A 12,301-nucleotide genomic window follows, 5' to 3' on the forward strand; every position below is an offset into this window, starting at 1 on the left:
TTAAGCCTTCTCGTTAGACTGGAAGCATTCCGTCTCCCGCATATTTAAGGCGTTGCGCGTCCCGTGCGGGAGGAACCCCAAACATGCGCCGGTACTCTCTACTGAATTGGGACGGGCTGTCGTACCCGACTGCAAATCCAGCCTCAGCGGCATCGACCGTGGCACTGAGCAGCCTGCGGCGCGCTTCCTGAAGGCGAAGACGCGTGCGGTACTGCAAGGGGCTCATCATCGTGGCCGCCCGGAAATGCCGATGAAATGATGAAGGGCTCATCCCAGCAATTTTCGCAACAGATGCAATGTCGAAAGATTCTGCGTAATGCGTTCGTATCCAGCCAATCGCCCGATTGAGCTGGGAGAGATTTGTCCCCGCGGTGGCAATCTGCCGCAGAACATAGCCTTGAGGCCCCTGCAACAACCGATAAAGCAATTCGCGCAGGATGGCGGGCTGAAGAATGGGAATGTCTTCCGGATTTTCCAACAGTCCTACGAGGCGGGTCACTGGATCCAGGATTTCATGGGTGAGTGCACTGACCGTCATGCAGGATGGGCATGTCGTCCCGTTGGTGGGAAAGGCATCCTTCATTTCGAGTAGCAAATCAGCAATTTGGGCAGGGTCCAGAGCGAGGCAAAGCGCCAGATAGGGTTTCTCATGCGTGGCTTGTGTCACCTGCCCGGTAACGGGAAGGTCAACGGCCGTTACGAGATACTTGCTGGCATCATAATCGAAGACCTTGTCACACAGCATGACCTGTTTTGACCCCTGGACGATCACACAGAAGCGGGGTTCGTACACCACATCCATTGGTGTCGTGGGGGCATCGGCACGAAAGAGCAGCAGGCCCGGCACAACCGAGCGAGTTGTTGGTTCGACGCAATGGCGGTCGATCGTGTCTCGAAGCCGTGACAGAATATCCTGCATGAAGCGAAATTTCCGATTTTTTCAGTCAGTCGTTTGGGTATTGCACATTTAGGGGCATGCCTGATCCGCCCAGAAGGTTAGTGTTAGACTTTGGTCGGATTGTGCAAGCATATGATCGAATTAGGCATCTTTTTAAAGTTTTGTTCTATCCCATTATGGCACCATACCCACTTTTGATGGCGCTTTAGGGGCTGTTGTCTTTATTTCACGTCCTGGCCTACAGCTCGATATGGCAGGATTGTGCAATTATCTGATTGGATTGCTCTACCGGATGTTGCGCGCGGAGTTGCATGATCCGCCCAAGCCTTCCGCGGCGGTTATGCTCCTTCCCTGAGAACGTCGTTTCCGGTGAGAAGACGGCAAACGCGGCGCGGCATCATGTCATGGCGAAAAGCTTGCCGATTTGTCCGCACATGGATTGTGCCGGACAAGCGGGGTGCGGGTTCCGCGCTCCAAAGCCATCTGAACAGAGATATTCAATGGGGATCGTCGCCTTTGCGCTACGACGGCCTTACACGTTCCTTGTCGCAGGGGTACTTATCCTGCTGCTGGGCATCACGGCCGTCTTCAGAACGCCTACCGATGTGTTTCCGAACATCGATATCCCGGTCGTCACCGTCGTCTGGTATTATGACGGCCTGGATGCCGCCGAGACCGAGAAGCGGATCAGTACTTATACAGAGTTTTCCGAAAGCTTCTTCGTCAACAATCTGCGGACCATCGAAAGCCAGACGACACCGGGGCTGGTCCTGCAAAAGCTGTATTTTCAGCCCGGCGTAAACGTGGATCTTGCGGTCGCACAGACCGTTTCGGCTACAAACTCAATCCGCGCCCTGCTGCCACCGGGCATTCAGCCGCCCATCATCATGCAGTACAGCGCTTCCAGTGTGCCGGTTCTGCAGCTTTCCCTCTCTTCGGAGAAGCTGACGGAGAGCGAACTGTATGACTATGGCATTTACCGTATCCGTCAGCAGCTCGCCCCTATTCCCGGCACGATGCTGCCCCCGCCCTATGGCGGAAAGATCCGTCAGGTCATGGTGGATATTGATGAGACCAAGCTGGCTGGTGTCGGCCTGACGCCGCTGGATGTTTCCAATGCCATCAACGTGCAGAACCTGACGCTGCCCGGCGGAACAGTGAAATTCGGCGCCACCCAATACGACGTTCGTATGAACGGCATGCCAGACGTCGCAGCGCGCCTGAATGATGTTCCCCTCAAGCGTGACCCCAAGACAGGTGCCATCGTTCGTATTGCCGATGTTGCGCAGGTCCGTGATGGAACGGCCGTGCAGCAGAATGTGGTGCGCCGCGAAGGACGCCGCTCCGTACTGCTCTCCATCATGAAGGCCGGAAATGCCTCGACGCTGAGTGTTGTAAACGCCATTCGTAATCAGGTTCTTCCTGTTACGCGTGCAGCAGCCCCGGCAGGCATGAAGATCGAGGAGTTGTTTGACCAGTCTCTGTTCGTCAAAGCGGCAATTACCGGAGTGGCGTCTGAAGCCGTCATCGCCGGCCTGCTAACAGCGGCAATGATCCTTGCGTTTCTCGCAAGCTGGCGTTCGACCATTATCGTTGCCGTCTCCATCCCGCTGGCAATCCTGTCCTCCATTGCCGTGCTGTCCTGGACTGGCCAGACACTGAATCTGATGACTTTGGGTGGTTTGGCTCTTGCCGTTGGTATTCTGGTAGATGATGCGACTGTCACCATCGAAAATATCCATCGCATTCGCCATGAAGGAACGGAATTGCGACAGGCCGTGCTTAACGGCGCGTCGGAAATCGCACTGCCAACCCTGGTTTCGACACTGGCCATCTCCAGCGTGTTTGTGTCGGTAGAGTTCCTTGTCGGCCCGTCCCGCTTCCTGTTCACACCGATGGCCCTTGCTGTTGTGTACGCCATGCTCGCCTCCTATGCGATCAGCCGGACACTGGTGCCAATCTTCGCAGCTATCCTTCTGCGGTCTGAAGAACGGCAGACCATACGACGCCGCGATGCCGGGCTGCCTCCTGATGTCATTACCCGGTTCGGCATTGCTTTTGACCGGCGCTTCAACCGGCTGCGGGATGGCTACGTTCGTCAGTTACATGGCCTCATCGAAAGCGGCTGGAAAGTTCCCGCGCTGGCAGGTGTGACTGTTCTGGCTGCCGGTTTCCTCGCAACTCAGGTCGGGCAGGATTTCTTCCCCACGATTGATGCCGGCGAATTCAAGCTCCATGTCCGTGCGCCGGAAGGAACGCGCATCGAGAGCACGGAACGACTGTTCGATCAGGTTGAAGACGTCATCCGTGAAGTCGTGCCTGAGCATGAACGGTCACTGGTCCTCGATAACATGGGCGTTCCATTCCGGTATTCCATGCCTTTCGACGACGGTACGACCGTTGGACCGAATGACGGTCAGATCATGGTGGAGTTGAAGGAAGGGCATCGCCCAACCGCCGACTATATCCGCACACTCCGCACCGAACTGGCTCGCCGCTTCCCGAACAGCGTGTTCTATTTCCAGCCAGCCGACATCGTGACCCAGATCCTGAATTTCGGGCTCCCCGCGCAGGTGGATATCCGCATTTCGGGTTATGATGCAGCCAATAACCGCAAGGTCATGCAGGAAGTCCGTCAGGAAGTCTCCCGCATTCCCGGCCTGGTGGACGTCCATCTGCACCAGCAGATTGCAGCCCCAGAACTGGCGATTGCGATTGATCGTGAGCGCGCTCTGGACCTCGGCCTGACGCTCAATGACGTTGCGCGCAATGTGATGGTATCACTGGCGTCTTCCAATACCGTAACCCCGAACTTCTGGGTCGATCCGGCAACGGGCATTCAGTACCCGCTCGCGGTCCAGACGCCGCAATATCGGCTCAACAATCTGGGTGATCTTCGCAACACCGTCATTGCGTCCGCACTCGGGTCACAGCACTCCTCGGCCCTGCTTAACAACGTCGCGACTATCAAGCGTGGCACGGCTCAGAATGTCATTTCACACAGCAACATCCAGCCGACGCTCGATGTCGATGCGAGTGCGGAAGGGCGTGATCTGGGGAGTATTGCCCGGGACATTGATCGGGTCATTGCGCGCCATCGGGGAGAGCTTTCACCGGGCAATGTGATCACCGTTCAAGGGCAGATCGAAAGCATGCATTCTGCCTTTACCCGACTGGGTATTGGTCTGATGGTCGCAGCGATTGCGGTCTACCTCCTGATGGTCGTGAACTTCCAGTCCTTCATGGACCCGTTCGTGGTGGTTCTTGGTCTTCCAGGTGCCATGTGCGGGATCGTGTTCATGCTGTTCGTTACAGGAACAACGTTCTCGGTTCCTTCCCTCATGGGGGCGATCATGAGTGTAGGTGTGGCCAGCGCCAATTCGATCCTGCTTGTAACCTTTGCCAAGGAAAGACGTGCTGAGGGCTTAAGTGCCGTCGAAGCCGCCGTCGCTGCCGGACAGGCACGCCTGCGCCCCATTCTGATGACGTCACTCGCAATGATCATCGGCATGTTGCCCATGTCTCTGGGGCTCGGCGATGGCGGCGAACAGAACGCCCCGCTTGGACGCGCCGTGATTGGCGGCCTGATGATGGGCACCTGCGCCACGCTCTTCATTGTGCCCTGGCTCTACACACGCCTGAGAAAACGAGAAAGCCGCATTCTTGAGGAATACAGTCATGTCTGAACCCGTTTTATCCTCGACCGGCGTCCGTGAAGAACGGCGCGGCCCGCCCATCGTGCCCTTGATCGGCCTCGGGGCTATTCTTCTGCTGGGCTATGGGATCTATACGCATAGTGAACGAGGCATTGCGGTCCGTGCACTGGCTGATACGCGCCAGAACCAGACCCCGGATGTCAGTTTCATGATTGTTCACAGAGAGACGCAACCGATCTCTCTGGACCTTCCCGGAGAAACCCTCCCTTTCGAAACGGCAGCGATTGGAGCCCGGGCATCCGGCTATATTGCTGAACGACGCGTTGATATTGGCACCCACGTGAAGGCGGGAGACGTTCTGGCCATCATTCATGCGCCAGAACTGGATCGTCAGGAAGCGCGGGCCAAAGCCGCCCTTGAACAGGCTCGTGCCAATCTTGATCTTGCCCGCGTCACGGCAAGGCGCTCTGGCGGCCTTGTTGGGGGGGGCGCGGTGAGCAAGCAGAACTTCGATACAGACCGCATTACCCAGCAAGCCCAGAATGCCGCACGTGCGGCCGCTGATGCGGCCCTGGCAGAGAGCGCACAACGACGTGCCTACACGACTGTGACCGCCCCTTTCGATGGCGTGGTCACAGTGCGGAACGTGGAAGTTGGCGATCTGGTGAGTGCGGATAGTGCTCAGTCAGTCCCCCTGTTTGTGGTCGCTCGCACGGATAAACTGCGTGTCCGCGTGCATGTGCCACAGGAGGAGGCCGGTACAGTGCAGACGGGTACACCTGTCAGTCTGACTGTGCCGGACCATCCGGGGGAAAGCTTCGCAGGCACCGTCACACGGACCGGTCATGCGCTGGAACGTGAGAGCCGGATGCTTCCAGTTGAAATCGAGCTGGATAATCGTGACGGAAAGCTTGCCTCCGGTGTGTATGGCTCCATTCATTTTGACTTGCCACGCCCTGCCCCGACCCTGCTGATTCCCACGGAATCACTCATTTACAACGCGGACGGCCTGTCCGTGGCCACCGTCGAAGATGGTAACCGACTGCGTCTTCATAAGGTGACTGTTGGTCGGGATTATGGAGATCGGATTGAGATCCAAACCGGTCTGGCTGAAGGAAGCCGCCTGATCATGCATCCGCCATCGGCTTTGACAGATGGCCGACAGGTTGTGCCGCATGATGTGAATGGATCGAAGGGAGCGTGAAGATGCGTTCTTCCACCACAACTCTTACAGCTGGATTAGCGCTCCTGCTGAGCGGCTGCACGATGATTCCGGACTATCATCGCCCTGCAGCCCCCGTGGCAACCGCATGGCCCAACAAAGCGGCCGACGTGGCGTCTACGGATAGGGGCAGTCTTGAGAACTGGCGCGCATTTTATCGTGACCCCGTTCTGCAATCGCTGATCGAGACGGCTCTGGCCAATAACCGGGACCTTCAGATTGCCCAGCATCAGGTCGAAGCGTCGAGCGCGCAGTTTGACATTGAAAATGCTGCCCTCTTCCCAACCCTGAATGAGACGGCGGGAGCGAATGTTCAGAAAATGAACTCCAGGATCTGGAGCCTGTCACAGGGAAATGGTCCGTTCTACATGCGGCAATATGCCGTGGGGTTTGGTGTCTCGGCTTATGAGGTCGATCTGTGGGGACGTATCCGGTCAGCCTCTCGTGCGTCGTTTGATCGATACGTTGCAGATGAACTGGGGCGTGAGAGTATGCGCCTCAGCATCATTGCAAGTGTTTCGACAGCAATGCTCAACTGGGTCGCTAACAATCAGGCTCTTCGGGTTACACAGAACGTCCTTGCAAACCGCCGTCACACTTATGATTTGGTCAAGCAGACAGCCGATGTCGGCACCGGAACTCAACTTGATGTGGCCGAGGCGGAAGCTGCTCTGCGGGACGCAGAAACCAATCTTCAGATCTATACGCGTCAGCGCGAGCAGGCGATGAACCAGCTTGAACTCCTGGTCGGCACACCTCTGACGCCTTCTGTGCGTGCTGATCTGGAACATAAGGCTGCCCTTGAAGATGTGGTGCCTTTTCCGGATGTTCCGGAAGGGCTTCCTTCAGACATGATTGCACGTCGGCCTGACATCCTTTCGGCAGAGCAGGTTTTGCGAGCGGCGAATGACGATATCGGAGCGGCGCGAGCTGAGTTTTTCCCCAAAATCCAGATCACTGCAGCGAATGGCACAGCGAGCAACAACATCGCTCGCCTGTTCCAAAGTGGAATGGGTGCCTGGAACGTCGCCCCTCAGATCACCCTTCCATTGTTTGACGCCGGGCGTCTGACAGCAGAGCTTCACCAGGCAAAGGCTCGTAAAAAGGAGGAAATCGCACGGTATGAGAAAACGGTGCAGACCGCTTTTCGGGAGGTAGCCGACGCCCTGGCAGGGCGAGGCACTTACGTGGAGCAGTTGCATGCCCAGAACGCTCTGGTTCAGGCCAGTGGCCGACAGTATCAGCTCGCCCTCGCGCGTTTTAAAGGGGGTTACGACCCTTATCTCGATACGCTCGTCGCACAAAGGACACTCTATAGTGCTCAGCTTGGAGCGATTACGACTCATCTTCAGCAGATGTCTAATACGGTAACACTCTACAAAGCGCTTGGAGGCGGATGGAACGAGACTCTTCCGCCTCGTAAGGACGCGATGATCAACCACGTTCTGTAGCCCTTCCTTCCATGGCGGCAAAAATTCCCGAATTTGTCGCCATTTACGAAAATGGACGATATCGTTTGTCATAACTCTCTCAATGACAAACCTTCCGTAACGAACGTAAATGAGAGTAATTATCATTTGCGGAAAAATCAGATGACTGCCCTTAGAACTTTAGCTTTTGCGTGTGCGGGATTATCTGTTTTCAGCGGATTTTGTGCGGAGGCTTCACCCAATGACGTGTCTTCGTCATCTTCAAACAGCAAGGAAAGCCGTTACAAAAAGCCAAAAGTTGGAACATCGCACGGTAAGGCTGAACATATTCGTGTTCACGCAGATGCACACTCCTACGGAGCCACATCCAGCAGCATAGCGGACAAGCTTCCCACAAACTTTCTTCAGCAGACCCAGACGACAAATGTTGTGACCCATCAGGTCATTGAAGACATGACGCCTCAGACGATGGAGGATGTGGCGAAATATGTGCCCGGCATTTCCATCGGCAATAACTTTGGCGGCACACAGGATGATCTGATGAAACGCGGCTTCGGAGCCGTGGACGATGGTTCGATCCTGCGCAACGGTGTGCGGATGCCGACTGGCCGGAACTTCGATCTCGCCACAACAGAACGCGTGGAAGTGCTGAAGGGGCCAGCGTCCCTTTTCTACGGAATGCAGGAGCCTGGTGGCGTCATTAACGTCATTACAAAGCAGCCCCGGAAAACATGGGGAGCCACTCTCGGGACGACATGGTCGTCGCTGGGCGGCGGTTATGGCCACTTTGATGTGGGTGGCCCCCTCTCCCATAGTTTGAGCTTCAGGCTTGTGGGGTCTTACAAGAACGAAAATTACTGGCGCAATTTTGGCTCTAACAGGCAGAAGCTTCTGGCACCGTCCCTCCGTTTTGAGCACGGCCGCTTTACAGCGGATGTGTCTTACGAATGGGCGAAATATAACAATACGCTAGACCGCGGTGCCGTCTTTTCGAATGGAAGAGCAGTCAGTGGTCCAGAAAAGCGGTTGGACGAAAGTTGGGCCAAATCCTTTGGCGAACGTCATCTTCTGGCCACGACGATGGAGTATCGTCTGACGGATCATGACCGCATTCGCCTGTCGGGAGGCTGGAACCGGGACAATTACCATGATCGGCAGGCTGATCCTTCTGCTTACAATGCAGCGACTGGCGTCCTGACCCGCCGTTATAGAAGCAATACAGGGACAATCCGTGCCAATGGGTATGCCTCGCTGGATTACATCTCCAATCACGTCCTATGGGGCATAAAGCATGATCTGGTTGTGGGCGCTGATTACGAGAACCGCCAGCAAAACCAGGGCGCTTTCATTGATGGTACGCGACAGGGTGGGTTCTATCCTGCTGATCCTGTTTATGGATTGCTCAAGCCGGTCGGACCTGTAAACAACAACAACAGTGACTGGCGGCAGCACATCAACAGTGCTTCAGGATACCTCAAGGACAATATCCATCTGGGTCATGGGCTGATTTTAGCGCCCGGTGTGCGGTATCAGTTTTTCCACATCACGTATGGAGGCCGCCGTCCTTACGTGCAGACAACCGATGAATCCTACACAAAGCCTCTGCCTTTCGTGGCGTTGGTCTATCAGTTAGGAAAGCGCGTCTCTTTCTATGGAGACTATTCCCAGTCCTTCACACCCAATCAGCTTGATGCAGGCAGTGTGCTGGAAGGCGGATACAAGCCCACTATGGGACGGCAGTTTGAAGTGGGTGCACGCTATCAGGATCGTTTCCTGACGGCAGATGTGGCTTTGTATAATATCCACAAGAAGAACGTTCAGCAGTCCGCGGGGCTGGATGAGACAGGGAATACGCTCCAGCGTTTGGCAGGCCTGGTGGGTTCCAAGGGAGTGGAAGCCAGCGTGACAGGCAAGCTGGACAAACACTGGAACATTCTGGCCAATTATGCCTTCACCTATGCGCGTATCCTGCGTGACACGCCTGCCGACGAGGGCAAGCTTGTTGCCAACGTCGCCAAGCATACCGGTGGTGGCTATCTGACTTATGAAACAGCTTTGCCTTGGCTCCAGACGACCATGCGGATCGGCGCAGGCGCTCGCTACGTTGGCCGCCGGGCTGGAGATCTGAACAATACGTTCTGGCTTCCCAGCTACACAACAGTTGATGCCTTTGCGTCATGGCATACAGGGCGGCTGTTGGGCCATGACACGTCGTTGCAGGTCAATGCGGTCAACCTGGCCAATAAAGCCTATTTTGTCTCAACCGCCGGGACCCCGCTCCGTGTCTCCTGGGGGCAAGGCCGTACGGTGCATGTGGGCATTGAAGTCGGGTTTTGAACACGCAAGGGCCTTCCTCAAGTTCTGTTGCGACTTCCAAAACGCACGGGCGACTGGCTCAGAAGGTCTTCGTAAAAGCGCTGACCGAGACATAGCGCCTCCTCGACGCTTGTAACGGTCACGCATTGGCCGTCCGTCAGTAGAGCGGTTGCATGGAAAGGGCAGCTCTGCGCAGTCCATGCGGGCCATCTCGTGAAGGAGCACTGCCTAATCCTGACGGAAACGGTGCGGGCCTCCCGTCCGAATGGCCAGATCATTGTCGAAGGTGCGCCGCCTGTCCCGGATTGTCAGGTCGAGTAAGGCCTTGGGGAAACCCTTCGTGATCCCTCGCACCCAAGTGCTCTCACGTTGCGGCAGTTACTGTTGATGGGCGCAGACGCGAGATTATTCCTCTGGAAACACAGCAATCGCGTTTGCCTGGTCAGGCTGAACCCGAAGACTGGTCCGCTCTGACGCAATGTTTACGAACGGCATTGCCAGTATGCAAGATCGATTAGGTATGAGCATGGAATGCGGATGATGGCATCCATGTTTACTTCCCAATTTCGATCGTCGTGTGGAATAACAACTAGGATGCGAAATACCACAGGGAGAAAAGGTGTCCCTTTCTCCGCCGTGTCGATAAATTTCGCGGCGATTACGGCTGAGGGGACGATGTTCGCTCTCGCAGCCAAAATTTATGATCATTGATAAAAACATTATGATACCGGTATGGTCCCGGCTAGAATTTGATACTGTTTCCTGCGACCGGATACCTGAGCGATGTCTTTTCCCCTATCTTTTCAGAGGCTTTCAAGTGTTTCGGTAAGAGCGTTGGCATGGTCGCTTTCATGCCTGTCTCTGAGCGCATCTCATGCAGTAGCGACAGATATTCCGGCCTCTACCGTGCCCACAGCAAGCCGTGTGGCTCACCCCGTTGCCTTCAGTGATGAAGTCAAGACGCGGCTGATGTTGGTGGCAGTCGCTCTGGGTCGCGCACCGGCGGACCTTCTGATCCACAATGCAAAGGTTCTGAACGTCTACACTCTCAGTTGGGAAGACGGGCAGGACATTGTCATTGCCGGGAAGCGGATTGCATGGGTTGGGCCGGCTGGTCAGTGGAAAGGCCATGCGCTTTCAACTTTTGATGCCAAGGGGCTCCCAGCCGTTCCAGGATTTGGTGAATCTCACAAGCATATTGAAAGCTCGATGCTCTCGCCCGAGTGGGAAGCCGCACTTGTCGTTCCTCTGGGGAATACCTGGACCACGGAAGGCTCTCATGAATTTGCGAATGTCAGCGGTACGCATAACGTTGAATTCTGGCTCACGGCAGAACACCTTGGCAGTCCGCTGAAAATTTTCCCTGCCCTCGGGTCAGCCACCCCGCCTTCTGCCTTCGAGCAAGGTGGCGGAAACTATGCCTACAAGGAAATCTCTGAAAACATTCGCGATAATCCACGCGTCCAGGGGCTGGACGAAGTGATGGACTGGCCTGCCGTTTCAAACCCTTCTCATCCTGGTCACCAACGGATTTGGGAAAACATTCAGGCCACATTCGATAATCGGGGCGTCGTCGACGGGCACGGGGCAGGTTTATGGGACATGGACACGATTAATGCATTTGCCGGAGCGGGCCTCTCCAGCGATCATGAAACCCGGCTTCCTGAAGAAGCATGGAACAAATTACAGCATGGCCTCTTCTTGCAGCTCCGTGATGACAATATTGAGCGGGCCGTGCCCTATTTTGTGCGTAAGGGGCTGAAAAACTGGAATAATATTGCGCTTGTGACAGATGACAGGAATGTCGCGGATACGCTGAAGCAAGGAACCATGGATTATCACATCCGTCTTGCAATCAAGATGGGTGCGCCCATTGAGGCGTCATACGCAATGGGTAGCCTTTATCCGGCCCAGCATGGTCATATGGATCAGATTGTCGGGTCTATTACACCGGGTCGGTATGCTGACGTTGTCTTGCTATCTTCTGTGCCGGACGTGAAGATCAAGTATGTTTTTGCGAATGGAAAGCTGGCGGCCCAGGATGGGAAATACTTGCTCCCAGTGCCCCAAATTACATGGCCGACATGGGCGTCCGATACGATCCACATCGGTAGAAAGCTGACGGCAAAAGACTTTGAAATCCTGGCACCCAAGGGGAAAACGACCCAGGTTACGGCTGCTATTCAGGCCCCGTTTTACACTGACCCCGTTCAGAAAACGGCAACGCTCTCTGTGGTGAACGGGGTCGTTCAGCGCGATATCGCACGTGACATCATCAAAGTTGCAACAGTAGATCGCTACATGGAACAGGCTCGGCTGGGCAAGATGTTCTGGACGGGGAATGGCCCTAAAACGCCCGATAGTGCCATCGCTACGTCTGTTTCCCACGATCTTCATAACATTACGGTCATGGGAACCAGCGACGAGGCAATGGCGCTCGCGGTCAATCGTATCGCCGAGCTCAAAGGTGGGATCGTGATGGTTAGCCACGGTAAGGTTCTTGCCGAAATGAAGTTGGAGATCGCGGGTCTGATGACCAGTCGTCCCGTACAGGATGCCGCTGCGAGCATGGAAAATGTCTATGCTAAAGCTGACGGGCTCGAATGGATAGGAGCGCCCGGTTACCCGCGGAGACTTCTGATTTCGATGATCACATGCAGCCCATTCACATGGCGCCTTGTTGTTCCATACCCGGGTAATCCCAGCGGGCTGGTTCTGCTCCAGACGGGACAGACGATGCCGACGGTCTGGTAAGATATGAAGGCTGTTTTCCAGAATA

The 12,301-nt window shown here is 55.5% G+C and carries 6 protein-coding genes; 5 read left to right on the plus strand and 1 reads right to left on the minus strand.

Features of this window, described 5'->3' with window-relative positions; translation table 11 throughout:
* Positions 1–13: 13 nt before the first annotated feature.
* Positions 14–919, minus strand: coding sequence for an AraC family transcriptional regulator (locus KP702_RS10920; RefSeq protein ID WP_215768932.1), 906 nt, complete (start codon positions 917–919; stop codon positions 14–16).
* Between the two features lie 479 nt (positions 920–1,398).
* Between KP702_RS10920 and KP702_RS10925 the strand changes: the two genes are divergently transcribed.
* From KP702_RS10925 to KP702_RS10945, 5 genes are all read left to right on the plus strand, one after another.
* The gene (locus KP702_RS10925; RefSeq protein WP_215768933.1) at positions 1,399–4,584 is read left to right on the plus strand and encodes an efflux RND transporter permease subunit; all 3,186 of its coding nucleotides are present in this window, start codon (positions 1,399–1,401) and stop codon (positions 4,582–4,584) included.
* Complete coding sequence (locus KP702_RS10930; RefSeq protein WP_252348664.1) at positions 4,577–5,758, plus strand: efflux RND transporter periplasmic adaptor subunit; 1,182 nt, start codon at positions 4,577–4,579, stop codon at positions 5,756–5,758. Before KP702_RS10925 ends, KP702_RS10930 begins: the two co-directional genes overlap by 8 nt.
* Positions 5,759–5,760: 2 nt before the next feature.
* Positions 5,761–7,227: an efflux transporter outer membrane subunit gene (locus KP702_RS10935; protein ID WP_215768934.1), complete on the plus strand. Its 1,467-nt coding sequence runs from the start codon at positions 5,761–5,763 to the stop codon at positions 7,225–7,227.
* A gap of 225 nt (positions 7,228–7,452) precedes the next feature.
* Positions 7,453–9,543: a TonB-dependent receptor gene (locus KP702_RS10940; RefSeq protein WP_373687846.1), complete on the plus strand. Its 2,091-nt coding sequence runs from the start codon at positions 7,453–7,455 to the stop codon at positions 9,541–9,543.
* Positions 9,544–10,305: 762 nt separating this feature from the next.
* Positions 10,306–12,276, plus strand: coding sequence for an adenine deaminase C-terminal domain-containing protein (locus KP702_RS10945; protein ID WP_252348665.1), 1,971 nt, complete (start codon positions 10,306–10,308; stop codon positions 12,274–12,276).
* Positions 12,277–12,301 lie beyond the last annotated feature (25 nt).

It is taken from the genome of Gluconobacter sp. P5B12 (assembly GCF_018812035.1).
In the GTDB taxonomy this organism is placed as follows: Bacteria; Pseudomonadota; Alphaproteobacteria; order Acetobacterales; family Acetobacteraceae; genus Gluconobacter.